The organism is Dactylosporangium sp. NPDC051541 (assembly GCF_044454505.1).
Taxonomy (GTDB): Bacteria; Actinomycetota; Actinomycetes; order Mycobacteriales; family Micromonosporaceae; genus Dactylosporangium.
Window position 1 is genome coordinate 259,030 of record NZ_JBITDU010000003.1, and the last position, 23,964, is coordinate 282,993.

22 protein-coding genes are annotated in these 23,964 nt (G+C 71.0%); 15 read left to right on the forward strand and 7 right to left on the reverse strand.

Annotated elements, in window-relative coordinates:
• Positions 1–364: 364 nt before the first annotated feature.
• Positions 365–1,681 (reverse strand): serine hydrolase domain-containing protein, encoded by a 1,317-nt coding sequence (locus ACIA8L_RS15315; protein ID WP_395904668.1) that lies wholly within the window; start codon positions 1,679–1,681, stop codon positions 365–367.
• 95 nt (positions 1,682–1,776) lie between these two features.
• On the opposite strand from ACIA8L_RS15315, the gene ACIA8L_RS15320 reads away from it, so the two are divergent.
• Positions 1,777–2,211, forward strand: a complete 435-nt coding sequence (locus ACIA8L_RS15320) for an NfeD family protein (RefSeq protein ID WP_395904670.1) — start codon at positions 1,777–1,779, stop codon at positions 2,209–2,211.
• Between the two features lie 78 nt (positions 2,212–2,289).
• Positions 2,290–3,330, forward strand: coding sequence for an SPFH domain-containing protein (locus ACIA8L_RS15325; protein WP_395906277.1), 1,041 nt, complete (start codon positions 2,290–2,292; stop codon positions 3,328–3,330).
• A 6-nt stretch (positions 3,331–3,336) separates the two neighbouring features.
• Here the strand turns inward: ACIA8L_RS15325 and ACIA8L_RS15330 are convergent, their stop codons facing one another.
• Positions 3,337–3,660 carry a hypothetical protein gene (locus tag ACIA8L_RS15330; protein ID WP_395904672.1) on the reverse strand — a complete coding sequence of 108 codons (324 nt, stop codon included), beginning with the start codon at positions 3,658–3,660 and terminating at the stop codon, positions 3,337–3,339.
• Between the two features lie 109 nt (positions 3,661–3,769).
• Here ACIA8L_RS15330 and ACIA8L_RS15335 point away from each other — a divergent pair, with 109 nt between their 5' ends.
• Positions 3,770–5,584 carry a histidine kinase gene (locus tag ACIA8L_RS15335; protein WP_395904674.1) on the forward strand — a complete coding sequence of 605 codons (1,815 nt, stop codon included), beginning with the start codon at positions 3,770–3,772 and terminating at the stop codon, positions 5,582–5,584.
• A gap of 5 nt (positions 5,585–5,589) precedes the next feature.
• Entirely contained in the window at positions 5,590–6,261 is a 672-nt protein-coding gene (locus tag ACIA8L_RS15340) for a response regulator transcription factor (protein WP_395904676.1), read from the forward strand.
• Here the strand turns inward: ACIA8L_RS15340 and ACIA8L_RS15345 are convergent.
• Positions 6,243–7,025: a TrmH family RNA methyltransferase gene (locus tag ACIA8L_RS15345; RefSeq protein WP_395906279.1), complete on the reverse strand. Its 783-nt coding sequence runs from the start codon at positions 7,023–7,025 to the stop codon at positions 6,243–6,245. The genes ACIA8L_RS15340 and ACIA8L_RS15345 overlap by 19 nt on opposite strands.
• 164 nt (positions 7,026–7,189) lie before the next feature.
• Entirely contained in the window at positions 7,190–8,710 is a 1,521-nt protein-coding gene (locus ACIA8L_RS15350) for a PucR family transcriptional regulator (protein WP_395904678.1), read from the reverse strand.
• A gap of 343 nt (positions 8,711–9,053) precedes the next feature.
• On the opposite strand from ACIA8L_RS15350, the gene ACIA8L_RS15355 reads away from it, so the two are divergent.
• The 4 genes from ACIA8L_RS15355 (at position 9,054) to ACIA8L_RS15370 (ending at position 12,979) form a co-directional block, all read left to right on the forward strand.
• On the forward strand, positions 9,054–9,770 hold the full coding sequence (locus ACIA8L_RS15355; RefSeq protein WP_395904680.1) for an LPXTG cell wall anchor domain-containing protein: 717 nt from the start codon (positions 9,054–9,056) through the stop codon (positions 9,768–9,770).
• A gap of 341 nt (positions 9,771–10,111) precedes the next feature.
• Complete coding sequence (locus ACIA8L_RS15360) at positions 10,112–11,131, forward strand: hypothetical protein (protein WP_395904682.1); 1,020 nt, start codon at positions 10,112–10,114, stop codon at positions 11,129–11,131.
• A gap of 81 nt (positions 11,132–11,212) precedes the next feature.
• Positions 11,213–11,863, forward strand: coding sequence for an LPXTG cell wall anchor domain-containing protein (locus ACIA8L_RS15365; protein ID WP_395904684.1), 651 nt, complete (start codon positions 11,213–11,215; stop codon positions 11,861–11,863).
• 480 nt (positions 11,864–12,343) lie between these two features.
• Complete coding sequence (locus ACIA8L_RS15370; RefSeq protein ID WP_395904686.1) at positions 12,344–12,979, forward strand: response regulator; 636 nt, start codon at positions 12,344–12,346, stop codon at positions 12,977–12,979.
• Positions 12,980–13,061: 82 nt separating this feature from the next.
• Here the strand turns inward: ACIA8L_RS15370 and ACIA8L_RS15375 are convergent, their stop codons facing one another.
• From ACIA8L_RS15375 to ACIA8L_RS15385, 3 genes are all read right to left on the reverse strand, one after another.
• Positions 13,062–13,478, reverse strand: coding sequence for a hypothetical protein (locus tag ACIA8L_RS15375; protein ID WP_395904688.1), 417 nt, complete (start codon positions 13,476–13,478; stop codon positions 13,062–13,064).
• A 168-nt stretch (positions 13,479–13,646) separates the two neighbouring features.
• Positions 13,647–14,168: a hypothetical protein gene (locus tag ACIA8L_RS15380; RefSeq protein ID WP_395904690.1), complete on the reverse strand. Its 522-nt coding sequence runs from the start codon at positions 14,166–14,168 to the stop codon at positions 13,647–13,649.
• A gap of 248 nt (positions 14,169–14,416) precedes the next feature.
• Positions 14,417–15,439: a coiled-coil domain-containing protein gene (locus ACIA8L_RS15385; RefSeq protein ID WP_395904691.1), complete on the reverse strand. Its 1,023-nt coding sequence runs from the start codon at positions 15,437–15,439 to the stop codon at positions 14,417–14,419.
• 52 nt (positions 15,440–15,491) lie between these two features.
• Between ACIA8L_RS15385 and ACIA8L_RS15390 the strand changes: the two genes are divergently transcribed.
• The 7 genes from ACIA8L_RS15390 (at position 15,492) to ACIA8L_RS15420 (ending at position 23,964) form a co-directional block, all read left to right on the forward strand.
• Complete coding sequence (locus ACIA8L_RS15390) at positions 15,492–16,760, forward strand: aspartate aminotransferase family protein (protein WP_395904693.1); 1,269 nt, start codon at positions 15,492–15,494, stop codon at positions 16,758–16,760.
• Between the two features lie 382 nt (positions 16,761–17,142).
• Complete coding sequence (locus tag ACIA8L_RS15395) at positions 17,143–18,051, forward strand: MurR/RpiR family transcriptional regulator (RefSeq protein WP_395906281.1); 909 nt, start codon at positions 17,143–17,145, stop codon at positions 18,049–18,051.
• A 38-nt stretch (positions 18,052–18,089) separates the two neighbouring features.
• Positions 18,090–18,842 carry a sugar isomerase domain-containing protein gene (locus tag ACIA8L_RS15400; RefSeq protein ID WP_395904695.1) on the forward strand — a complete coding sequence of 251 codons (753 nt, stop codon included), beginning with the start codon at positions 18,090–18,092 and terminating at the stop codon, positions 18,840–18,842.
• A gap of 22 nt (positions 18,843–18,864) precedes the next feature.
• Positions 18,865–20,268, forward strand: a complete 1,404-nt coding sequence (ngcE, locus tag ACIA8L_RS15405) for an N-acetylglucosamine/diacetylchitobiose ABC transporter substrate-binding protein (RefSeq protein WP_395904696.1) — start codon at positions 18,865–18,867, stop codon at positions 20,266–20,268.
• Between the two features lie 32 nt (positions 20,269–20,300).
• Positions 20,301–21,242 (forward strand): carbohydrate ABC transporter permease, encoded by a 942-nt coding sequence (locus ACIA8L_RS15410; RefSeq protein WP_395904698.1) that lies wholly within the window; start codon positions 20,301–20,303, stop codon positions 21,240–21,242.
• A 154-nt stretch (positions 21,243–21,396) separates the two neighbouring features.
• Positions 21,397–22,203: a carbohydrate ABC transporter permease gene (locus tag ACIA8L_RS15415; RefSeq protein WP_395906283.1), complete on the forward strand. Its 807-nt coding sequence runs from the start codon at positions 21,397–21,399 to the stop codon at positions 22,201–22,203.
• 72 nt (positions 22,204–22,275) lie between these two features.
• A complete protein-coding gene (locus ACIA8L_RS15420; protein WP_395904700.1) occupies positions 22,276–23,964 on the forward strand; it encodes a bifunctional 3'-5' exonuclease/DNA polymerase in 1,689 nt (562 codons plus the stop codon).

A 23,964-nucleotide genomic window follows, 5' to 3' on the forward strand; every position in this document is an offset into this window, starting at 1 on the left:
AGACTGCGGCTCAGGTTTCGCGGTCGGCCGTCCGGCGCGCCGCCGTCCCACGCCCTCCTGGAAGTGCTGGCGGCGGCCGGGACTTGACGATCGCTTGCCGCTCTTGCTCAGCAGACTGCGTTACCGCGCGGAGACGATCTCGACCGGCCTGTGGTCCTGGCTGACGCGTTCGATGAGCGGCAGCATGCTCTTGCGCGTCTCGTTCGCGCGGTCGTTGCGTACATTTCCGATATATCGGGCGCTGCGCGCCTCGCTTCGCTCGACATATCGGATTTATCACCCGACAGGGCATATTTCCGAAAAGTCGAGCGCAGCGCGGCGCGGAGCGCCCGACTTTTCGGGTCCAAACGAAGTGCCGGCGGCGTCAGCCCAGATCGGGCCAGGGGTCGCGGGTGAAGACGAAGGTGGCGATGTCCAGGGCGGTCACCTCACCCGACGGGGAGCGGCGGACCTGCAGGAGCTCGCCGTCGTTCTCGCCGGAGCGGCCGAGCCAGCGGTCGGGCGACAGGCCGTCGGGTTCGAAGCGCCACGGTTCGCGGCCCGTGGTGAGCGGGGTGATGATCAGAGCTTCGTCCTGCCAGGCGGCCTCGTACTCGCGGGCCATCCACCACCAGCGGCCGGTCAGCGGGGCTACCGACGGGGGTGGGGGAGGGCCGGGGCGCCACGGGGCCGGGCGGGCCGGCTCGCGGTCCAGGACGGTTTCGAGGAGGTCCAGGGCGAAGCCGCTCAGGCCGCCCGGGTGGTGCATCGTGTACGCGTTGGCGAAGGCGACCACCGCGGTCCGGGACGGGCGGTGTACGGCCAGGTTGGCCACGTAGCCGGGCATCGAGCCGCTGTGGCCGGCGTAGACGCGGTCGCCGCGGCGCCAGAGCTGCAGGCCCAGGCCGTGGCCCGAGCGCCAGCTGTCCAGGTCGCTCAGCACGACCGGGGTGCACATCTCGTCGACCGTGGCCGGGGCCAGGACGGCGGGGTCGGGGTCGGCCAGGAAGGCGGCCCAGCGGGCCAGGTCCTCGACCGTCGACCAGAGCTGGCCGGCCGGGGCCATCGCGCCCGCGTCCGGGCGGGGCTCCTCGCGGAGCTGGTCGAGCCAGGGGTGCACGACGTAGCCGCGGGCGAAGGGCTCCTGGGCGGCGTACGTGGTGCGGTTCAGTTCGAGGGGGCGCAGGAGTCGCTTGTGGAGCAGTTCCCGCCAGTCCTCGCCGGCCAGGCGGGCGACCACGGCCCCCAGCAGACCGTAGGCGAGGTTGGAGTAGTGGAAACCGTGCAGCGGGGGGTACGCGACCTTGTCCGCGGTGAGCGTGGACAGGAACGTGTCGACGTCGGTACCGCCGTTGCGCTCCCACCAGTCGCCGTCGGGTTCGCGTTGCACGCCGCCCGCGTGGCCCAGGAGCTGGCGGAGGGTCACCGCGCCCACGGGGGTGCCGGGCAGGTGGCGGTACAGCAGGTCGTCGAGGGCCAGGCGGCCTTCGTCGCGCAGTGCCAGTACCAATGCCGCGGTCATGGTTTTGGTAATTGAGCCGAGCCGGAACTGCTGGCCGGCGGCGTATGGGCCGGCGGCGGAGACGTGGGCCAGGGCGCCGTCGCGCACGATGCCGGCGACCAGGGTCGGGACGCGGGCGTCGGTGTGCGCGCGGGCCAGGAGGTCGTCCAGCCGGGCGGATGTTTCTGGCAAGAGGGGCAAAGCTGTCACAACCCGCCCAACTGCATCGGCAAGGTTCCCGCAACGGGCGGTCACCGAGCACGACGGAACGTGCATCGGCGTGACACGATCGAGGGGTGGATGTCTGGCTGATCGTCTGGTTGATCGTCGGCGCCGCCCTCGTCGCGGCGGAGATCTTCACGACCACGTTCGTGCTGCTGATGTTCGCGATCGGCGCGTTCGCCGCCGCGGGGGCCGCCGCCCTCGGGGCCAACGAGCCGGTCCAGGCCATCGTCTTCGCCGTGGTCAGCGCGCTGTCCTTCGTGGCGGTGCGGCCCACGCTGCGCCGATACATGAACCGCGACGAACGCGACACCCAGATGGGTGTCGAGGCCATCGAGGGCTCGATGGCGCTCGTGATGGAGCCCGTGGACAACGACAACGGCATGATCAAAATTGACGGTGAACTCTGGCGGGCCCGTCCGTACGACGCCACCCAGACCTTCGAGCAGGGCGAGCGCGTGCGGGTGATCGAGATCAAGGGCGCGACCGCAATGGTGTGGAAGGACTGAGGCCCAGTGGACCCGAGCGTGTTTGTGGCGGTGCTCGTCATCGCCGTCGCCCTCATCGGCATCATCACCATCGTCAAGATGGTGAAGGTCGTGCCGCAGCAGGTGGAGTACGTGGTGGAGCGGCTCGGCAAGTACAGCCGGACGCTCACCCCCGGCCTCAACATCCTGGTGCCGTTCATCGACTCCGTGCGCAACAAGGTCGACAAGCGGGAGGCGGTCGTCAACTTCCCGCCCCAGCCGGTGATCACCTCCGACAACCTGGTCGTTTCGATCGACACGGTGTTGTACTTCAAGGTCGTCGACTCGGTCCGCGCGACCTACGAGATCTTCTCCTACCTGCAGGCCATCGAGCAGCTGACGGTCACGACCCTGCGTAACGTGATCGGCTCCCTCGACCTGGAGAAGGCCCTCACCAGCCGCGACGAGATCAACCGCCACCTCTCCGGCGTCCTCGACGAGACGACGGGCCGCTGGGGCATCAAGGTCACCCGGGTCGAGATCAAGGCCATCGAGCCGCCGCCGAGCATCCGCGACTCGATGGAGAAGCAGATGCGCGCCGAACGCGACCGCCGCGCCGCGATCCTGCACGCCGAGGGCCTCAAGCAGTCCCAGATTCTCACTGCGGAAGGCGAGAAGCAGGCGGCGGTACTGCGTGCGGAAGGCGATCGCCAGTCGCGCATCCTGACCGCGGAGGGCCAGGCGAAGGCCATCCGCACCGTCGTCGACTCGATCCACCTGGCCAACCCGGACTCGAAGGTCATGGCCTACCAGTACCTGCAGTCCCTCCCGCAGATCGCCGCCGGCCAGTCCAACAAGCTGTGGATCCTCCCGGTCGAGCTGACCAAGGCCCTCGAAGGCATCGGCGGCGCCCTGGGCGGCCTGTCGCAGATGACCAACGAGGACCGCAGCCGCCACGTCGACCAGAGTTCCCTGGAGGAGTTCGAGTCGCAGGAGGTCCTGGAGGCCCGCCGAGCCGCCGAGGAGGCCGCCGCCGCCGCCAACGCGGAGGCCGCCGCGGCCGCCGCCCAGGTTTCGGGCGACCAGCCGACCCAGCAACTCCCGGCGTCACCGGGCAACCCGGCGTCGCAGTACGACGTGCCCCCCTCCGAGCGGGCGTAACGCGGTTCAGGCCGACGGCTCCAGCGCGACGGGGCCGTCGGCCTTGGCCCGCCGCCGGGCGCCGAGGCGGCCACCGAGCGACACCAGCCCCAGCCCGGCGAGCAGGATGACCAGGTTGACCACGGCATAGGCGAACACCTCGGTCTGGTCGGCCCGCGGGTACGGGCCGAAGGCCCGCCCCGACCCGCCGATCCACTCGACCAGCTCGTTGAGGGTCTGCACGGTGAAGACGAAGCTGTGCACGGCGAGGAACGTGACGAAGGCCGCCAGCCGGTTGCGCACGAAGAAGCCGACCGGAAACGGCACCAGTACCAGAGCGATGAGTTCCATGCCGTGAGCATGGCCGCCGCGCCGCGGCCGGCCATCCGGGCGGGCGCGCACCCGGCTCTGTGTGCTGGCACTGATGCGCGCGGGCAGGTCCATACGCGACCATGAGCAGGTGATCACCACCGGGCTCGCCCTGCTCGCGTACGTCGCGGGCCTGGTGCTGCAGCTCCTCGGCGGCCAGCCGGTGTGGCTCCCGCTGCTCGGGTCCGCGCCGGCGATCCTCCTGGGCCTGCTCGTCGCCTGGCGACGGCGGCGGAGTCCGGTCGGCCCGGCGCTCGTCTGGCTTGTCGCGGCGCCGGCCCTGACCTGGGCCGTGGAGTTGTGGGGTCCGGCCCTGGTCGCCGGCGGGGTGTGGGTGTTCAACCTCGCCGGCTTCGTCTGGCTGTGCTTGGTGTTCCCGGCCGGCCTCCTGCCCGGTCGCCGCTGGCGGGCGGTGCCCTGGTGCTTCCTCGCGGCGGCTACGTTCGTGATCGTGGTGAGCGGCCTCGAGCCGGCTTCGAGGGCGGCCTTCCACGTCGTCGATGCCGCCGCCGGGCTCGCGCTGCTCGGGGTGCTCGGCTCGGCGGTGGCTGCGCTCGTGGTGCGGTACCGCCGCGGCGACGACCTGATCCGGACCCAGCTGCGCTGGCTGATGCTCGGCGCCACGTCCGTGCCGGTGCTGCTGGCGGCCGGCTGGGTCGCCGAGTTCGCCGGTGCGTCGGTCGAGGTCGCCTACGGCGGGTTTCTCGGCGCGATGGCCCTGATCGTGCCGGCCGCGGTGGCGATCGCGATCCTGCGCCACGACCTGCTCGACGTCGACCGGCTGCTCAGCGCGACGGTCTCCTGGCTGATCACGTCGATCGTGTCCGCCGGCGTGTTCGCGCTCGTCGTCGTGGCCGCCGCCCAGTTCACCGCCCGCGCCGCCGGCGAGCGGATCGGCATCACGGCCGCGGCGTTCGTCACCGCGCTCGCGCTGCTGCCGGTGCACCGCCGGGTGTACGACGCGGTCGGCCGCCTGCTCGACCGGGAGCGCACGGTCATGGTGGCGGCGATGCGGCAGTTCGTCCGGCGGGTCCGCGACGGGCAGGCCCAGCCCGAGGACGTCGAGGCGGCGCTGCGCGGGAGCCTGGGCGACCCCGGGCTGCGGGTGCTGCTGCGGCTGCCGGGCGCGGACGGGTACGTGGACCTCGCCGGTTCCCCGGTCGCCGCCCCGCCGGACCGGCTGCCGCTCACCGCCCGCGACTCCGAGGTCGGCGCGCTCGTGCTCGGCCGGGCCACCGCCCGCCGGTCCCGCCAGGCCCGGGAGCTCGCGGTGGAGGCGCGGCTGCCGATCGAGGTGAGCCGCCTGCGCATCGAGCTGCGCCGCAGCCGCGCCCGCCTGGTCGAGGCGGTCACCGACGAGCGCCGCCGCCTCGAACGCGACCTGCACGACGGCGCCCAGCAGCGCATCCTGGCGGTCGGCATGCGGCTGCGCTCGATCCAGCGCACCCTGGCCCCCGACGGCCCGATCCAGGCCGAGCTCGACGCCGCCGTCGGCGCGCTCGAGGCGACGGTCGCGGAGCTGCGGCGCATCGCCCACGGCATCCGCCCGAGCCGCCTCGACGAGGGCCTCGACGCCGCCGTGCGCGACCTGGTCCGCGACTGCCCCCTGCCCGTCGAGGTGCGGATCGACGCCACCACCGTCGCCGAGCCCGCTCTCATCACCGCCTACTACGTCATCGCCGAGGCTCTCGCCAACACCCTCAAACACGCCACCGCCACCCGCATCGCCGTCACCGTGACCCAGCCCGCGGACCGGCTGCTGGTCCGCGTCCACGACGACGGTCGCGGCGGCGCCGTGCCCGGCTCCGGCCTGACCGCCCTCAACGACCGCGTCGCCGCCGTCGGCGGCCGCCTCGCCATCGACAGCCCGCCCGGCGCCGGCACCACCGTCCGAGCCGAGGTGTGACCGCGATGCGCATCATCGTCGCGGAGGACTCGGTGCTGTTCCGCGAGGGCCTGACCCGCCTGCTGGCCGAGGCCGGCCACGACATCACCGCCGCCGTCGGCACCGCCGACGCGCTGCTGACCGCGGTCCGCCACGACGTGCCCGACCTCATCGTCGTCGACGTCCGCATGCCGCCGCAGCTGACCGACGACGGCCTGCGCGCCGCCCGCCGGCTGCGCGACGAACACCCGGCGCTGCCGATCCTGCTGCTGTCCCAGCACATCGTGACCCAGCACGCCGTCGACCTCGTCTCGACCGGGGCATTCGGCTACCTGCTCAAGGACCGCGTCCTGCACGTCGACGACTTCCTCGACGCCGTGCGCCGCGTCGGCGCGGGCGGCTCCGCCCTCGACCCGGCCCTGGTCGGCGCGCTGGTCCGCCCGATCGGCGACCACGACGCCCTGGCCGCCCTGACCGCCCGCGAACGCGAGGTCCTCGCGCTGGTCGCGGAGGGCTGGTCGAACGCGGCGATCTCCGGCCGGCTCCGCGTGGCCGAGCGGACGGTGGAGACCCACATGCGCGCGATCTTCCAGAAGCTGGGCCTGCTCGACACCGACAACACCCACCGCCGCGTCCTTGCCGTCCTGGCCTACCTGACCCGGGCCCGGCCGGACGGACGTCAGCGGCAGAGCTCGTAGAAGGCGACGGCGGCGGCCGCGGCGACGTTGAGCGAGTCGACGCCGTTGTGCATGGGTATCACCACGCGGACGTCGCTGGCGGCCATCGCCTGGCCGGTCAGGCCCGGGCCCTCGGCGCCGAGCAGGAGCGCCGAGCGCTCGCGCTGGGCCGTGGTCAGATCCCGCATCGGGATGGCGTCCGGGGCCGGGGTCATCGCCAGGAGCGTGAAGCCCGCGGCGCGGACGGTCTCGAGGGCGGCCGGCCACGGGTCGAGGCGGGCATACGGGATCGCGAAGACCTCGCCCATGCTGACGCGAATGCTGCGGCGGTACAGCGGATCGGCGCACGAAGGCGAGAGCAGCACGGCGTCCATGCCCAGCGCGGCCGCCCCGCGAAAGATCGCGCCGACATTTGTGTGGTTGTTGACATCTTCCAGGATCGCGACGCGCCGCGCGGTCTCGAGGACCTCGGGGGCGGCCCGGTCCGGTTGGCGGTGGAACGAGGCCAGGACGCCGCGGTGCACATGGAAGCCCGTCGTCGCCTCCAGGACGTTCTGCTCGGCTGCGTACAGTACCGAAAAATCCGAAAAATCTGACAAGTCGGTAGCGCGCTTGGCGTCGACCAGGAACGACCTCGGCGTGTAGCCGGCCCGCAGCGCGCGGCGGATCACCAGCTCGCCCTCGGCGATGAACAGGCCGTTGGGCGGCTCGAACCGGGTGCGGAGGGCGACGTCCGTCAGCTCGCGGTAGTCGGCCAGGCGGGCGTCGTCCGGGTCGGTGATCATCTCGGCGGGCGGCACCCGGCCGATTCTGCCCGCGCCGGTCGCCGTGGTTCGCACCGGGTGACGGCGGGCAACCCGATCATTGATGCCCACCGCCATCGAGGCGTTCATCCTCGTCGGCCTCGTCAACGCCGCCCGCCCTGACGTCAGCCGCGTGCGCTCTGACGTCAGCTGCGGAGGGCGTCCAGCGCGAGCAGTGCGACGTGCAGCGACAGGCAGGCCGGCACGGAGTCGAGGTCGGCGCCCAGAATTTTACCGATCTTCGCGAGCCGCTCGTAGAACGCGGGCCTCGACAGGTGGCTGTGCTCGGCCGCGGCGGACTTGTTGCGACCGCATTCGAGGTACACCCGCAGCACCTCGAGCAGCTGCTCACGCGGGTTGCGGGCGTCGTAGGCCAGCAGCGGCCCGAGCTCGCGCTCGACGAACGTCTGCAGGCGGGGCTCGTCGCGCAGCATGTGCAGCAGCCCGGCCAGGCCCACGTCGGTGAGCCGCACGACCCCGCGCACCGGGTGCCGCACCGCGTCGGCGACCTGTGCGGCCTCCAGCAGCGACCGCCGGGCCTCCCGCGGCGAAGCGACGATCTCCCCGGCCGCGACGATCGCCGCCGGGTCCGATTTGTGAATTCTTTCGGCGAAGACCCGCAGCACCTCGTCGGACGCGTGCGTGATCAGCACGCCCGCCGACCGCGGGTCCAGGGTCCCGGTGAGGCCCTTGACCGACATCTCGGCCAGGACCCGCTCGGCCACCGCGGCCAGGGCCGGGCGGATCACGACACCGACCAAAGGGCGGCGGTCCAGCGGTACGCCCAGCGCCCGCGCCCGCACCATCACCTCCTCGACGGGCATCGAGTGGTTGATGAGCGCCTGCAACAGGGTCCGCTGCGGCCCTTCGGGATCGGGGTCGATCAGCCGCCCGAGCGCGAGCGTGGACGCCGCCCGCTCGATCAGGATCGTGTAGCGGGCCTCGGCCGCCGGCACCCGCATGAGCAGCCGCCCCCAGTCCTGCCCGCGCGCCCCGACGGCGGTGACGAGCCACCCGGCCCCGGCGTCGTACCCGGTCCGCCCGGCCGGCCGGATCGCCCGCGAGTGCGCCTCCCAGCTGGCGAGGAGCAGCTCCGCCTTCTCCCCGGCCGCGTCGTAGGCCAGGACCTGCCGGGAGAGGTTCTCGAGCACTACCGGCGCCCCCGCGAGGGCCGCGGCCTGGGCGACGACCTCGGCCGGCCCGGCCCCCTCGACCGACAGGTCGGTGAACCGCTGATGGATCTCCTCGGTGGCCCGCAGCTCGGCCAGCTGGGCGTCGATGATCATCGAGTGCACGGCCTCGGTGATGGCCACGAACGGCGTGCCCCGATGCAGCTCCACCAGCGGCAACCCGAGCGCGTCGGCCGCCTTGACCATGGCCGCGGGCAGCCGCTGCGCGTAGCGCCGCCCCAGCTCGACGGCGAGCCCGCAGGCCCCGACCTCGGCCAGGTCGGCGATGTATCGCCGCAGCCCCGCCTCGTCGGCCGGCAACCCGATCCCGGTGGTCAGCACCAGCTCCCCGCCGCGCAGCAGGGTGGCGATATCCGGCACCTCGGAGCTGTGCACCCACCGAACCGCCTGGTCCAGCCCGTCCTGCCCAGCCACCACCCGCGGCGCACCGTTGCGCACCGGTTCGAGCGCGAGCACCTCGCGAACGGTCGGAAACATCAGCGCGGATGGTACAAGCCCGAAGCCCCCGCGGCCGTCCGGCGCTCATTGCCATACGGCGAGCGTTACCGCAATGCCCCAGCGGTGGTACACCGTCCTGAACGTCGATCATGCAAATCCGAGCGCGGAGACCGTACGAACTCACGACCGTAAAGTCCGTTTTCACCGTGTTTGAAGGGCTACCTTTCTCGCATCCCGCCGCGTCGGCGCCCTTGACGTAGTGGACCCGCCCGGAACCTTCGACGAGTGGCCGGGCGGGTCCGCTACCCGCGTACCCGCCATCGCAGCCCAGGTTCGTCCGGCCCGCCAGCCGAGCCATGACCAGTTGAGGAATGAGACGCCCGTGTTTCGCCTGCCGCAGCACCTCGCCCTGCCCGTCTGCACCGCCGCGGTCCTCGCCGGCGCGCTCGCCCCGGCCGTCGCCAACGCGGAGGAGGGCGACCGCAGTGCCGTCGCGGTCCGGTTCGCGGACCGGTGTGACGGCGGCGCGGACGTCGAGGCGCCGAACCCCTATACCGGTCGCAACCTGGTGTTCAAGATCAATGAGTCGGTCGTGGTGGTCGGCCCGGGTCAGCGACATCTGGAGCACGTGCCCGCCCCGACCGGCGACGGGGAGCTGGTCGTCAAGGTCGAGGTCCACGACCAGGACGACGCCGTGGAGCAGACCGTGCATTACTGGTCCCGGCCGCCGACCTGCTCGACCGGCCGCGAGGCGGGTGGGGACGACGACGCGGGGACGGACGGCGGCTACGGGCCCGCGAGCGGTGCGGTCGCCGGTGTCGACGGTCCGGCCGCGGCCGGGATCGGCAGCGCCGTGTCGGCCGCCGGCCAGGCGGAGCCCGTCGCGGCTTCGGGAGAGACCGGACCGGATCTCGCCGCGGCGGCGGCCGGACCTGGCGTCGCCGGCGCGGGGGCCGGATCTGACGTCGCCGCGGCGGGCGGCCTGCCGGTGACCGGGGCAAACGTCATCGAGCTGGCGTCCCTGGGCGTGACGCTGCTCGCGGGCGGGCTGGCGCTGGTGCGTATCCGCCGCCAGCGAATCCGGTTCGACGCGCGGTGACCATATTGCCGCCCCTGACCATGTAGACCTTTTTCCAGATCACGCGCGCGGCCGGTTGTGAACCGGCCGCGCGAATGTCGTTTCCGGCCAATTTCGGCGGCCGAACGTGAAACTATGGAAGGGCCGGAAAGATCGGTTTCTCCGCAGCTCTCGCACAGGGGTCGAAAAGCGAATCGCGAATCGTACAGAGCACTCGATGGTGGTCCACCGGAATGACTTATGATCTTGAAATAGAGCGTGCGCAAAGGAAACGAATCGACGAGGAGAATCGCGGGAAATGCCCGATTTGATGGGTTAGATTCTTTCAGTCCGCAACACACATTGAGAGGACTCGAAACCGAATGAACAGCAATTCCCGCCGGACGATGACGCTGGTCGGCATGGGCCTGGTGGCCGGTGCGTCCCTGGGCCTCACGGCCACTGCGGCGTCGGCGAGCACGACCCACGCCGACACCGCCGGCACCACGCTCGCCAACCAGACCGAGCACGGCCACGGCAACGGTGGAGCCCAGGGCAACGGCGACCACGACGGCCGCGGCGACCAGAACGGCCGGGGTGACCACGACGGGCGGGGTGACCGCGACGGCCGGGGCGACCGCGACGGGCGCGGCAACCAGGACGGCCGGGGTGACCACGACGGGCGGGGTGACCGCGACGGCCGCGGCAACCAGAACGGCCGCGGCAACCAGAACGGCCGGGGTGACCACGACGGGCGGGGTGACCGCGACGGCCGGGGCGACCACGATGGGCGCGGCAACCAGGACGGCCGGGGCGACCACGACGGGCGCGGCCACCAGGACCGCGACGGCCGGGGCCACCAGGACGCCCGCGGCCACCAGGACCGCGACGGCCGGGGCCACCAGGACGCCCGCGGCCACCAGGACGGCCGTGACCTGCGCGACGCCCGGTTCCGTCAGGTCGACTGGCGGGCGCGGAGCGCGGGTTCGCAGGTGCGCACCTACACGGTCGCGCTCTTCCAGGGCCGCAACGCCTGCGAGGCCGCCGGCCACTACGGCGAGTGGCGGGGCGACTGGGACGACTCGGCCTGCCTGAAGGTCGGCCGGAGCAACGTCTACGCGCTGCAGGCCGTGGACTACAGCGGCCGCCACCGGGTGCGCCCGACGGCCCACCAGAACAACCACGGCCACGGCAACTCCAACGGCCACGGCAACTCGAACGGCCACGGCAACTCCAACGGCCACGGCAACTCGAACGGCCACGGCAACGGCAACGGGCACGGCAACGGCAACGGCAACGGGCACGGCAACGGCAACGGGAACGGGCACGGCAACGGCAACGCCAACGGCCACGCCTCCTCGAACGGCCAGTACGCGGCCGCCGCCGCCAACGGCGGTTACTGACCGCCGGTGCGGCCGGCGGTGACGGCGAGGGGCATGTCACCGTCGGCCGCACCGGTTTCCGACAAACCCGGACGAGGACCTATGAACTCGGTTTATCACCTGGCGCGAGGCTGTGGTGTCGCACTGGCGCTGGGCCTGGGGCCGATCATCGCGTCGGTGTCACCGGCCGCGGCGGCCCCGGCCGCCGCGATCAGCTTCGCCGACCGGTGCGACGGCGGCGTCGACGTGACGCTGGCCAACGAGCACGACAGCGGCAACGTGGTGTACGCCGTCGGCGAGGACGTCGTCGTGGTGGCGCCCGGGCAGCGGTCGCTGCACCCCGTCGCCGCGCCGGCCGGCGGGGACCCCCTGGTCGTCACGGTCGTGCTGGAAGACCGCGACGGGCAGGAGAAGCAGACCGCGCACACGTGGGAACAGCCCGGCGACTGCGACGACGCCGGCGACGGCCAGGCCGCCGCCGACAGTGACCAGTACGCGGCCGGGGCGCCGGACGGGTACGGCCCCGACGGCGACGGCTTCGACTTCGGGCTCGACTCCGTGGGCCAAGGCGTGAGCGGACAGGCCGCGAACGCGGAGGATCCACTCGCCGTGAGCGGGGCGTCGGCCACCGGCGCGCTCCCGGTGACCGGCTCCGACACGGCCCTGCTCGGCGGGGGCGGAGTGCTACTGGTGCTGATCGGCGCGGGCATGGTGCGGCTGCGCCGGCGTCGGATCACGTTCGAAGCGAAGTAACCCGAACGGGCGGTGTTCTCCGTGACCCGGCACCGCCCCAGAGGTCCGCGAAGTCCCCCGCGTGGACCGATTCGCCGAGCGTACGGCGCTTTTCGCCGGTGCGTCGACAGACCGGGCCCGCGTCGGCGGGCTCGGTCTGTCAGGTTTTCGGGTTCCCTCGGCTGGGCATCGACCCCCGGTACGGCCGTGGTGGCGTCGAGCCCGGGTACGGCCGCGGTGGCGTCGGGGGCAGTCGCCGGATCATACGATCGATAGAGCGGAGCAAGGCCTATGAGCCCCCGGTCCGATATCTGCGGGCAACAGGCGGTGCTGAGCACCGCGGATGCGGCTGACCCTCACTTACCGCGGTCCAAGCCGAAGCCGAGCCGCAGCAAGCGCACCGCCGATCCGGCTCCGCCGGCGGCGACGGCCGAGCCCCGGCGAGCGCCGCTGCCGACCAGCCCGCGCCCCCGCCGCCGCGGCCGGATCAGCGTGTTGCTGGTGGACGATCACGACCTCATCCGGCGCGGTCTGCGCCACGCCTTCGAGCGGACCGGCCAGCTCGACGTCGTGGGGGAGGCCGGCGGCGTCGCCGACGGGATCCGGCTGGCCGTGCTGCTGCGCCCGGACGTGGTGATCATGGACGTCCAGCTGTCCGACGGCTCGGGGCTCGACGCCGCCGGCGCGTTGCGCGAGGCGATGCCCGGCATCGGGATCGTCGTGCTGAGCACGTGGGGCGACGACGATGTGCTCTTCGCCGCGATGGAGGCCGGGGCCAGCGCGTTCGTGCCGAAGTCGGTGCCGGTGCAGGAGGTCATCGCGGTCGTCCGGTACGCCGCGAGCGCGCCCACCGCATTCACCGCCCCCGACCTCGCCCAGGCGATGAAGCGCCGGCTGGCGCCGAAGGGGCCGCAGCTGACGGAGTCGGAGCGGCACCTCCTGACGCTGCTGGCCGACGGTCTGAGCGTGGCCGGCATCGCCCGCGAACTGTACGTCTCGCACTCCACCGCGAAGCATCTCGTCACGCGGCTGGTGGAGAAGCTCGGCGCGACCAACCGCACCCAGGCCCTGATGGTCGCGCTGCGCCAGGGGCTGCTGCAGACCGACATCCACCAGACGGGCGACCACTTCGGCTGACGGCGACGGCGGCCGGGACCGGCCGCCGCCGCAAGACGGACAAGGCCGGCGGACATCGCGTCCGCCGGCCTTTGCCATGCCGTCACAGCAGGGCGTCGAGCAGCATCTCCAGTGCGCCGAGCCCCACCACGGCGACGGCGGCGTCGAACCCGATCGACCAGGGCCAGCGGTGCCAGCCCTGATGCACCACCGGGAGCTCCCGCGCCCGGTGCCGACCCGGGGGTCGCCAGAAGACGTCGGTCCGGTCCGACTCCGGCGGCAGGAGGACGCCGATCGCGGCCCGGGCCGGCGCGACGCCGGTCGCCGCCCGGACCGGCGCGGCGAGCGGGTGCGGCCGGCGGGGGGCGGGCACGGCCGCCGGCCGCGGACCCACCGGCACCGGCTTCGCGACGTTGCGCGGGCGCGGTGCCCGGGGCGCCCGCGCGGGCGCGGCGCCGGGCCGGGCGACCGTGGCCGGATACCGGACGAGCACGGCCGTCCGGCGCGGTTTCGGTTCCATGGTGGTGACGTTTCCCGGCGCATTGTCGGCGCGCGCGTCATCGCCGTGCATGAGCTCCTCCGAGCAGAATGAAGAATGGTGGGCCACGCGCCGTGCACATATCGGCGGCGGCCGGAAAAGATGGATGGCGCGCCCGCGGGCGGCAGCCGGGAAATCCGAAAAAAGAGGCTAGTGCCCGAGCCGGCGGTGCCGGCCGTGATACGAGATCATCGGGAATCGCGGCGCGGCCGGGGCGGGTTCGTCGTCCATCGCCGTGATCCGCGCATGTTCGCTGCGGTAATACGCGCCGCCGTGATTGCGGGTGCGGGCACTGCGGCTGCGGGCCGGCCGGTGCACGGCATTGGGCTCCGTGCGCGCCCATTCCCACGTGCCCCGGTTGCGGGCGAAATCGTCCCCGGCGGCCGGTCGGCGCTGCTGGACGACCGCGGATCCGACGGCGCGGGTGGACCGGCGCGGTTCGTCGAGCGCGGCCCCGACGGTACCGCCGCCGGGGTGATGTTCTTGATCGTCGAACACCGGGGCCGCGTCCTCGTGGTCGCCGAACTCGTCGTCGTCGAACCCGACCGGCAGCCGGGTGTCGGTGATCGAGGGGCTGACGCCCCGGCTCCGTCCCGTCGCCTCCGGCAGGGCCATGCCCATGGCTTCCAGCAGCCCGACCAGCTTCACCCGCGACTCAGCCTCTGCGTGCATGTCAACATTCCACTCAAGATCGATAAAGCTCACCAAACAGCTATATCGGGCATTCTAAGAATGGTCTGACGCTTCGGCCCATCGACGAATTAGGTCAAGCGCGCGCAAGCTGGTCTACCCTGACCGGGGTCGGCGGCTCGGCGACCCCCGGGCCACCGACCGTCGTGCGGCGGCGCCGACCGTCGTGCCGCGGCCGCGCCGACCGTCGTCACGGCCCCGCCGACCGTCGTGCGGCGGCGCCGCAGCCGCTACTGCATCGAGATGTGCACGTGGTTGTAATGGTCGCCGGCCGGGGTGCCGTCCCCGCCGTACGACTTCCAGCCCGAGCTCGGCTGCCAGATCCGCTTGTACCAGATCACGTACTTGATGCCGAGGTTCTTCTGGTTGGCCACGCCCCAGGCGGCCAGGTTGTCGCCGTACGTCTTGTCCGCACCGGTCGCCCTGGCGTTCACGAATGTCGATGCGTTGGCGGAGAAGTCGCAGGCCTTGCCGAGGGGGTGGTCGCCGCCCCCGCCGCTGCGGTAGCAGGACGTGTAGTGCGTGAACCCGGCCTTGCGGGCCTCGCCGAGCATGTTGGTGGTCCGCGGTGACTGGCATCCGCTCGACGTCGTCGGGTCGTCGAGGGTGCAGCCCTCCTTCGGGTATGAACCGTCGGAGTTGCGGGCCACGTTGTTGGTGGTGACCTTGCCGCCCGAGGGGAGCCCGCCGCTCACGTCCGCGCCGCCGCCGGCCTTCTTCAGCGCGTCCTCGGCCGCCTTCTTGCTGGCTTCGAGGACCTTCAGCTGGGCCTGCTGGTTGGCCACGGCCGCGTCGATGTCCTTGCCCTGCTGCTCCAGCTGCCGCTGCGCCTCGGTGACGTCGCGCAGCTGCCGGTTCTCCTGCTGCAGCATGTATTCGACGGTGACCATGTTGTGCAGCATGTCGTCGGGGTCCTGGGCGCCGATCATGACGTTGACCATGCTGACCCGGTTGCCGCGGTAGGCCGCGTTGGCGATCGCCCCCGCGGAGGCCTGCAGCTCGGTGAGGCGGGCCTGGGTCTTGGCCTTCTGGTCGCCGATGGAGGCCTGGTCGGCCACCGACTTGTCCAGGCGGCCCTTCGCGTCGTTGTACTCCGCGGTCGCCTTGTCCAGGGCCTGACGCACGGTGAGGTTCTGGCCGCCGTCCTCGTCCGCGCCGGGGGTCGGTTCCGCCCTCGCGGCGTCACCGAACGTGGCCACCAGAAGCACAGCGGTGACCAGGAGCGTGAAAAAACGTCTCGGTGCCGTCGACATCGCGGGTCAGCATATCGAAGCGTCGTGAAAACGCCAGCGCGAGAATGACGGGATGGATGACCTACTCACCCGGCATCAGCGCGTCATGCCCAGCTGGATGCCCATGTACTACGAGGAGCCGATCGAGCTCGTCACGGGGCAGGGTTCCCGCGTCACGGACAGTGATGGAAAAATCTACCTGGATTTCTTCGGCGGTGTGCTCACCAACTCGCTGGGTTACGACCTGCCGGAGGTGCGGGAGGCGGTCGAGCGGCAGCTGCGGACCGGGCTCGTGCACACCTCCACGCTGTACCTGATCCGCCAGCAGGTGGAGCTGGCGGAGAAGATCGCGAAGCTGTCCGGCATCCCGGACGCCCGGGTGTTCTTCACCAACTCCGGCACCGAGGCCAACGAGGCGGCGCTGCAGGTGGCCACCAACCACCGCGGCAGCAACAGCATCCTGGCGGTGCGCAACAGCTACCACGGGCGCACGGCCGCGACGATTGCCGTGACCGGCAACCGCGCCTGGTCGGCGTCCGCCTACAGCCCGTACAACGTCAGCTACCTGCACTCGGGGGACCGGCTGCGCGGGCTGCTGCGCGGGATGAGCGACGAGCGCTATCTGGAGGCGGCCGAGGAGGACCTGCGGGAGGTCCTGGCGACGACCACGGCCGGGCCGGTCGCGGCCCTGATCGCCGAGCCGATCCAGGGCGTCGGCGGGTTCACGCACGGGCCCGACAAGCTGATGTCGGTCTGGCAGCGGGTCCTCGACGAGCACGGCATCCTGCTGATCTCCGACGAGGTGCAGACCGGGTGGGGCCGGACCGGTGAGCATTTCTGGGGGTACCAGGCGCACGGCGTCGGGCCCGACCTGCTCACGTTCGCCAAGGGCATCGGCAACGGGTTCGCCCTGGCCGGGGTGGTCGGCAAGGCCGAGGTCCTGGAGGCGGTCCAGGGCATCTCGTTCTCGACGTTCGGCGGCAACCCGATCTCCACGGCCGCCGGCAACGCGGTGGTCGACTACATCGTCGATCGCGACCTGCAGGCGAACGCGGCCTTTACCGGCGCGATCCTGCTGGACGGGCTGCGCGCCGTGGACAGCCCGATCGTGGCCGAGGTGCGGGGCAAGGGGCTCATGATCGGCATCGAGCTGACCAGCCCGGCCGCGACCACGGCCGTGTTCGAGTCGTGCAAGCGCGACGGGCTGCTGGTGGGCAAGGGCGGCCTCTACGGCACGGTGATCCGGATGGGCCCGCCGCTGAACCTGAGCGAGGCCGACGCCCGCGAAGGTCTGGAAATTCTGACCAACGTGTTACGGGAGCATGGGAGCGCTTCCGGCTGAGATTTCGGCGGTACTCCTCCCAAGTCGCCTATTTTGGGCGAAAACAAGTAACAAATCAGACGTAATTGCTTCGACCCTCTGCCCGTCGACCGGTCTCAGGTGATGTCCTGGTGGCTGATCGGCGGGCGGTGCCGTTTCAAGATCAAGAAGTACCGTGACCAGGGTTTTTAGGCCCTTTTAAGCTCTCCGCCGCAGGTAACAGTTTGAAAACTTCGCCCAACTCCTTGACACAGAGGGGGTCTCAGTAAGAACTTTTACCACTAACAGTTAAGGAACCTTGCTGAAAGGGAGCGCGATGGTGTCACGCGAGGAAGTCACGACGGCGGTGCCGACCGCTGTCAGTGCCTCGCCGTTGCCCGCGGTCCCCGTCTCGCCCGCCCCCATGGAGGGCTTCCTGGCCTCCGGCAACGGTGAGAGTGTCCTGGTCCGGGTCCGCGCCGGGCTGCCCGAGTTCACCGGTGCCCTGCAGCGCGTGGCCGAGCTGATCCTCGCCGACCCCGCCGCCGCGGCCCGCTCGACCATCGTCGAGCTGGCCGAGCGCAGCGGCACCTCGCCCGCCACCGTGACCCGGTTCTGCCGGGCCCTGGGCTTCGTCGGCTATGCCGACCTGCGGCTGGCCATCGCCGGCGAGACCGGCCGGGCCGCCCGCACCGGCGGCTGGACGATGGACATCGGGCGCGAGATCCAGCCGACCGACCCCCTGGAGCGCGTGCTCGGCCAGATCATGGCCGCGGACACGCAGGCGATGCACGACACCGCCTCGCTGCTCGACCTCTCCGAGATCGAGCGCGCCGCGGAGGCCATCGCCCGCGCCGACCGGGTCGACATCTACGGCGCGAGCGGCAGCGCGCTGGTCGGCGGCGAAATGCAGTTCTGCCTGCACCGCATCGGCATCGCGGCCTGGGCCTGGACCGACGTGCACAACGGTCTGGCCAGTGCGGCGCTGCTCAAGGCCGGCGACGTGGCCCTCGGCGTCTCACACAGCGGGCAGACCCGCGAGACGATCGAGATGATCGCCGAGGCCAGCAGCCGGGGCGCGACGACGATCGCGCTGACGAGCTTCCCGCGCTCGCCGCTGGCCGAGGTCGCCGACATCGTCCTGCTCACCGCGACGCAGGCGACCACCTTCCGGCCGGACGCCCTCTCGGCCCGGCACCCGCAGCTCGTGGTGCTCGACCTGCTGTACATCGCGGTCGCCCAGCGCACCCACGAGCGCGCCCACGCAGCGTTCTCCGTCACGGCCCAGGCGGTCGCCGGCCATCGGTCGGCCTCCGGAAAGGACGCGCCGTGACCACTCTCCAGGACGCTCGCGCGGGAAAGGGCGACGGGATGGCCGTCACCGCTCACGGTTACGTCTCCGCGATCCAGTCGGTCATCGACCGGATCGCACTCACCCAGGCCGACAACATCGGCGAAGCCGCGGACCACATTGTGTCCGCGATTCACGCCGGCGGCCTCCTACAGGCGTTCGGCACCGGGCACTCCGAGGCGGTGGCGGTGGATTTCGCCGGCCGCGCCGGAGGTCTCGTGCCGACGAACAAGATCCTCCTGCGGGACCTCGTCGTCTACGGCGGCGAGGACCCGAAGATCCTCGAGAACGAGAAGCTCGAACGCGATCCCAGTATCGCGGTCAAGCTCTACGAGATCGCCGCGCCGCGTCCCGAGGACGTGTTCGTGATGGCCTCGCAGTCGGGGATCAACGGGGGGATCGTCGAGATGGCGCTGCTGATCAAGCAGCGCGGTCACAAGTTGATCGCCATTACCTCGGTCGAGCACACCGTCCGGGTGTCCCCCAGGCACCCCTCGGGTAAGCGGCTCGCCGACATTGCCGACGTCGTGCTGGACAACGGCGCGCCGTACGGCGACGCACTGCTGTCGCTGGATAGCGGCGGCGCGGTCTGCCCGGTCTCTTCGGTCACCAACGCGCTCATCGCGCAGCTGGTGGTCGCCGAGGTCGTGCGACGCATCGAGGCTGCGGGCGAGGTGGCTCCCGTCTACCTGTCCGCAAACGTCCCCGGCGGGGACGAGCACAACCACACCCTCGAGTCGCGGTACGCCGGACGCGTCCGTCGAACCGCCTGACCCGAACCGAGGAGACCCCCAAATGTCCAATGATCTGACTCGTCGTACCGTCCTGCGGCGCGCGGCGGCTGCGGGCCTGCTCGCCACGCCCGCCGCCGGTCTGCTCTCCGCATGCGCCGGTTCCGACGCCGACACTCCGAGCACCAGCGACACCGGTGCGAAGTCGAACGACAACCCGTTCGGCGTGAAGGACGGCAGCACCGTCAAGGTCGTCGTCTTCGACGGTGGTCTCGGCACGGACTACGCGAAGAAGGACGTCACGATCTTCAACGCGAAGCACGCCAACGTCACGGTGAACCAGAGCGCCACCCAGAAGATCAAGACGCAGGAGCAGCCGAAGATGGCTACCACTCCGAGCGACCTGATCAACAACTCGGGTGCCGACATCATGGACACCAGCACGCTGATCAGCGAGAACGCCATCCAGCCGCTGGATGACCTGCTCGACGCCCCCAACTGGGACGGCACGGGCAAGATCCGCGACTCGCTGCTGCCGGGCACGATCAACGACGGCACCTACAACGGCAAGTTCTACACGCTCAAGTACGCCTACACGGTGTGGGGCATGTGGTACAACGCCGCGCTGTTCGAGAAGAACAGCTGGACCGCGCCGAAGACCTGGGCCGAGTTCTTCACCCTGGCCCCGAAGATCAAGGCGGCCGGCATCGCGCCGTTCGTCTACGACGGCGTGCACGGCTACTACCCGCGCTGGCACGTCATGCAGACGGTGTGGAACGCGGCCGGCAAGCAGGCCGTGATCGACATCGACAACCTCAAGGAGAACGCCTGGAAGGCGCCGGGCATCCTCGAGGGCCTGCAGAACATCGAGAAGATGGTCAAGGACGGTCTGATCCTGGCCGGTAGCTCGGGCCTCAACCACACCCAGTCGCAGCAGGCGCACCTGGACGGCAAGGCCGCGTTCATCCAGGTCGGCACCTGGTACAAGAACGAGATGGCGAAGACCCTGCCCCCGGACTTCAAGCTGACGCTCTCGAACTACTGGGACGTGGCCAGCCCGAAGGCCCCCGGCGCGGTCTACGCCGGTGCCGGTGAGGACTGGGTCGTTCCGGCCAAGGCCGCGAACGCCGCCGGCGCGAAGGAGTACCTGCGCGCGATGCTGTCCACCGAGGGTGCGGCCGCGTTCGCGTCGCTCACCAAGTCCCTCGCGTCCGTCAAGGGCTCGGGCGACAAGGTCGACGACACCTCGCTGTCCTCCGCGAACGCCCTCATGAAGAGCGCGCCCGCGGACCTGATCTCCTTCCGTTTCCCGGACTTCTACGCCGACTACGACAAGGAGAGCCAGAACCTCGTCGAGGACCTGATGGCCGGTCGTACCGACGCCGCCGGGTTCGTGACGAAGATCCAGGCCGTCGCGGACAAGATCAGCAAGGACTCGAGCATCAAGAAGCAGACCCGCGACAAGTAGACCCGTTTCCCTCGGTTAGGTAGTGACTGATCATGCGGCACGGTAAAGCGCGGTTCATTACGGGCTTCCTCGCCCTTCCTGTACTGCTCTTCGCGTTCTACGTGGTGTGGCCGTTCGCCCAGGCGGTGGGATACTCCTTCACCAACTGGGGCGGCTACTCGAACAAGCAGGACTTCGTTGGCGTGGACAATTACGTCAAGTTGTTCAAGGACGAGTTGGTGCACAAGGCCTTCTGGCACAACGTGTTCTTCCTCGTCACCGTGCCGCTGTTCACGATCGCGCTGGCCTTGTTCTTCGCGTTCCTGCTCAATGTGGGCGGGCGCGGAGACAAGGCCGGCATCCGGGGCGTCTTCGGGTCCAGCGTCTACAAGGTCATCTTCTTCTTCCCCCAGGTGCTCTCCCTGGTCCTGATCGCGGTGATGTGGCAGCAGATCTACCGCTCCGACGATCAGGGCCTGCTCAACGGCCTGCTCATCAAGATCGGGCTGATCGACCCCGAGAAGCCCAACCTGTTCGTCGCCGACCCCACCCCGATCCTCGGCATCCCCGCCGTGCTCTGGTGGCTGCTGCTCATCGCGGTGTGGAGCGGCGTCGGCTTCTACATGGTCCTGTTCTCGGCGGCCATGCAGGGCATCCCGAAGGACATCTACGAGGCGGCGCTGCTCGACGGCGCCGGCCGCGTGTCGACCTTCGTGCGGATCACGCTGCCGCTGCTGCGGGACAACATCTCGGTCGCCTGGGTCTACCTGGGCATCACCGCGCTGGACATGTTCGCCCTGGTCTACGTCATGACCCCCAGCCAGGGCGGCCCCGACCACGCCTCCGAGATCTTCGCTTCGGTGATTCAGTTCACCGCCTTCAACCGCGGTCAGTTCGGATACGCCTGCGCCCTCGGTGTGGCGCTGGCCATCTTCACGATGCTGATCGCCGCCCTCCAGCTGCGGATCACCCGCCGCGAACGAATCGAGTTCTGACATGGCTGACCTGGCGGTGAACGACCGGCGGACTTCCCCCTCCGGCAAGGGCGGTCATCACCACGCGGTACCGAAGCGCTCCTCCGAGCCGACCAAGCTCGGCGACAAGGTGTTCGGCGGCTTCTCCCACCTGTTCCTGGTGGTCTGGGCCATCATGGTGCTCTACCCGATCCTCTGGGTGGTGATCTCGTCCTTCAAGGAGGACAAGTACATCATCAAGGAGCCGCTGTCGCTCAACCCGCACTCGCTGCAGTGGGACAACTTCGCCCGGGCCTGGACCAAGGGCGGTCTGGGTGAGTTCTTCTTCAACACCGTGATCGTCGTCGGCGGCGGCGTCATTCTCACGATGCTGCTGGGCTCGATGGCGGCCTATGTCCTGGCCCGCTACGAGTTCCCCGGCAACCGCGCGATCTACTTCCTGTTCCTCTCCGGACTGACGCTGCCGGTGTACCTCGCAGTCGTGCCCCTGTTCAAGGGTGTCGCCAACACCGGGGTCTCGTTCCCGCTGCTGGGCCTCAACTCGCGGGTCATGCTGATCCTGGTGTACGTCGCCTGGTCGCTGTCGTTCACGATCTTCTTCATGCACTCGTTCTTCCGGACCCTGCCGACCTCGGTCGCCGAGGCGGCGCTGGTGGACGGGGCCTCGCACAGCACGCTGTTCTTCCGCGTGATGCTCCCGATGGCCAAGCCCGGCCTGATCAGCATCGGCATCTTCAACGTCCTCGGCCAGTGGAACCAGTGGTACCTGCCGACGGTACTGATGCAGGACCTCTCCGGCGCCGGCAAGGTCCACGAGGTGCTCGCGCAGGGTCTGATCAGCCTGTCGGTGCAGCAGGGCTACAAGTCGGACTGGTCCGGCCTGTTCGCCGGCCTGACGATGGCCATGCTGCCCGTGCTGATCGTCTACATCGCCTTCCAGCGGCAGGTCCAGGCCGGCCTCACCTCCGGTATCTCGAAGTAGCCGCCGCTGTTTGACTCGCGCGGCCCCGGCGCTTCCACGAGAAGTACCGGGGCCGTGCGATCTAATGCGAAGATGCTCGTCGCGGTGACGCCCTCCGGCGCCGGTGGTCTGCTCAGGCCGCTGGCTGACGACGGCACGCCCGCAGGGCCCGAGCAGCACGTCCAGGACCTGGCGGGGGCGGTCGAGCGAGTCGAGTCACGAGACCGCCCCCGCTGGCTCTGGGCGTCCACCGCCGAGATCTACCCGCGCCTGCTGCGCGCCGGCGTCCGCGTCGAGCGCTGCTACGACCTGGAGCTCGCCGAGGCCCTGCTCCTCGGCGCCGAGGGGGCCTGGGGCCAGCCCCGGATGCTGGCCGCGGCGATCGCCCGTGTGCAGGGGCGCCCGATCCCGCCCGACCCACCGGCGCGCGCGGCCGAGCCACCCGGGCTCTCGCAGGAGTCACTCTTCGATACATTTGACGACGCGGCGGTGGTACCCCTAGAAGCGCTGACGGCCGTCTATCGAGCACAACGGCACCGGGTCGAGGCCCTGCCCGAGCTCGATTCCGCCCACGCCTCCGCCCCGAGGACCGGCGGCATGCGCACCCTGATTGCCGCCGAGTCGGCGGGTGCCCTGATCGCGGTCGAGATCGGCCAGGCCGGCCTGCCGTGGCGGGCCGACGTCCACGACGCCCTGCTCCGCGACCGCCTCGGCCCGCCGTCCCCGGTCGGCGGCCCGCCCGCCCGCCTGGCCGAGCTGGGCGTGCGCCTGAACGAGGCCCTGGGCCAGCGCGTCCACCCCGACTCCCCGGCCGAGCTGCTGCGCGCCTTCGCCCGGGCCGGCATCATGCTGCGCAGCACCCGCAAGTGGGAGCTCGAGCACGTCGACCACCCGGCCGTGCCGATCCTGCTGGAGTACAAGGAGCTGTACCGGCTCTGGACCGCGCACGGCTGGACCTGGCTCGACCAATGGGTGACCGGCGGCCGCTTCCGAGCCGAGTTCATCCCCGGCGGCGTCGTCTCCGGCCGCTGGGCCACCCGCGGCGGCGGCGCCCTGCAGATCCCGAAGATCGTCCGCCAGGCCGTGGTCGCCGACCCCGGCTGGTCCCTGGTGGTGGCCGACGCCGGCCAGCTGGAACCGCGGGTCCTGGCCGCCGTCTCCGGCGACCACCGCCTGGCCCGGGCCGCCGCGGAGGGCGACCTCTACGCGGCCCTGGCCAAGGAGGCGTTCGACGGCGACCGGGCCAAGGCCAAGGTCGCCCTGCTGGGCGCGATGTACGGCGCGACCGGCGGGATGGCCGCCCCCGCCCTGGCCGCCCTGCGCCGCTTCTACCCGACCGCCTGGGACCTGGTCGAGGAGGCCGCCCGCACCGGCGAGGCCGGCGGCCTGGTCCGCACCTGGCTGGGCCGGACCTGCCCACCGGCGTCGGTGTCGTGGCGCGAGGGCTACGACGAGCCGGGCGCCGAGGCGGAGTCGCGCGGCGGCGCCAAGGGCCGGGCCCGCGGCCGCTTCACCCGCAACTTCGTCATCCAGGGCACCGCCGCCGAGTGGGCCCTGGTCCTCCTGGCCCGCCTCCGCACCGCCCTGCGGGACCTCCGCGCGGAGCTGGTCTTCTTCCAGCACGACGAGGTCATCGTCCACTGCCCGGCGGAGGAGGCCGAGACCGTGGCCGCCGCCGTCCACGCGTCCGCCGACGAGGCCCGCCGCCTGCTGTTCGGCGACACCGAGGTCCGCTTCCCCCTGGACGTGTCGATCGTGGAGCGCTACTCCGACGCGAAGTAG

Excerpts from the sequence above, each read along its gene's own strand:
- ACIA8L_RS15365 (WP_395904684.1), top strand. The coding sequence starts at position 11,213 with ATGAACTCGGTTTATCACCTGGCGCGAGGCTGTGGTGTCGCACTGGCG.
- ACIA8L_RS15325 (WP_395906277.1), top strand. The coding sequence starts at position 2,290 with ATGGTGAAGGTCGTGCCGCAGCAGGTGGAGTACGTGGTGGAGCGGCTC.
- ACIA8L_RS15375 (WP_395904688.1), bottom strand. The coding sequence starts at position 13,478 with ATGGAACCGAAACCGCGCCGGACGGCCGTGCTCGTCCGGTATCCGGCC.
- ACIA8L_RS15385 (WP_395904691.1), bottom strand. The coding sequence starts at position 15,439 with ATGTCGACGGCACCGAGACGTTTTTTCACGCTCCTGGTCACCGCTGTG.
- ACIA8L_RS15415 (WP_395906283.1), top strand. The coding sequence starts at position 21,397 with ATGGTGCTCTACCCGATCCTCTGGGTGGTGATCTCGTCCTTCAAGGAG.
- ACIA8L_RS15350 (WP_395904678.1), bottom strand. The coding sequence starts at position 8,710 with ATGTTTCCGACCGTTCGCGAGGTGCTCGCGCTCGAACCGGTGCGCAAC.
- ACIA8L_RS15380 (WP_395904690.1), bottom strand. The coding sequence starts at position 14,168 with ATGCACGCAGAGGCTGAGTCGCGGGTGAAGCTGGTCGGGCTGCTGGAA.
- ACIA8L_RS15410 (WP_395904698.1), top strand. The coding sequence starts at position 20,301 with ATGCGGCACGGTAAAGCGCGGTTCATTACGGGCTTCCTCGCCCTTCCT.
- ACIA8L_RS15390 (WP_395904693.1), top strand. The coding sequence starts at position 15,492 with ATGGATGACCTACTCACCCGGCATCAGCGCGTCATGCCCAGCTGGATG.
- ACIA8L_RS15330 (WP_395904672.1), bottom strand. The coding sequence starts at position 3,660 with ATGGAACTCATCGCTCTGGTACTGGTGCCGTTTCCGGTCGGCTTCTTC.
- ACIA8L_RS15420 (WP_395904700.1), top strand. The coding sequence starts at position 22,276 with ATGCTCGTCGCGGTGACGCCCTCCGGCGCCGGTGGTCTGCTCAGGCCG.
- ACIA8L_RS15400 (WP_395904695.1), top strand. The coding sequence starts at position 18,090 with ATGGCCGTCACCGCTCACGGTTACGTCTCCGCGATCCAGTCGGTCATC.
- ACIA8L_RS15360 (WP_395904682.1), top strand. The coding sequence starts at position 10,112 with ATGAACAGCAATTCCCGCCGGACGATGACGCTGGTCGGCATGGGCCTG.
- ACIA8L_RS15395 (WP_395906281.1), top strand. The coding sequence starts at position 17,143 with ATGGAGGGCTTCCTGGCCTCCGGCAACGGTGAGAGTGTCCTGGTCCGG.
- ngcE (WP_395904696.1), top strand. The coding sequence starts at position 18,865 with ATGTCCAATGATCTGACTCGTCGTACCGTCCTGCGGCGCGCGGCGGCT.
- ACIA8L_RS15345 (WP_395906279.1), bottom strand. The coding sequence starts at position 7,025 with ATGATCACCGACCCGGACGACGCCCGCCTGGCCGACTACCGCGAGCTG.
- ACIA8L_RS15340 (WP_395904676.1), top strand. The coding sequence starts at position 5,590 with ATGCGCATCATCGTCGCGGAGGACTCGGTGCTGTTCCGCGAGGGCCTG.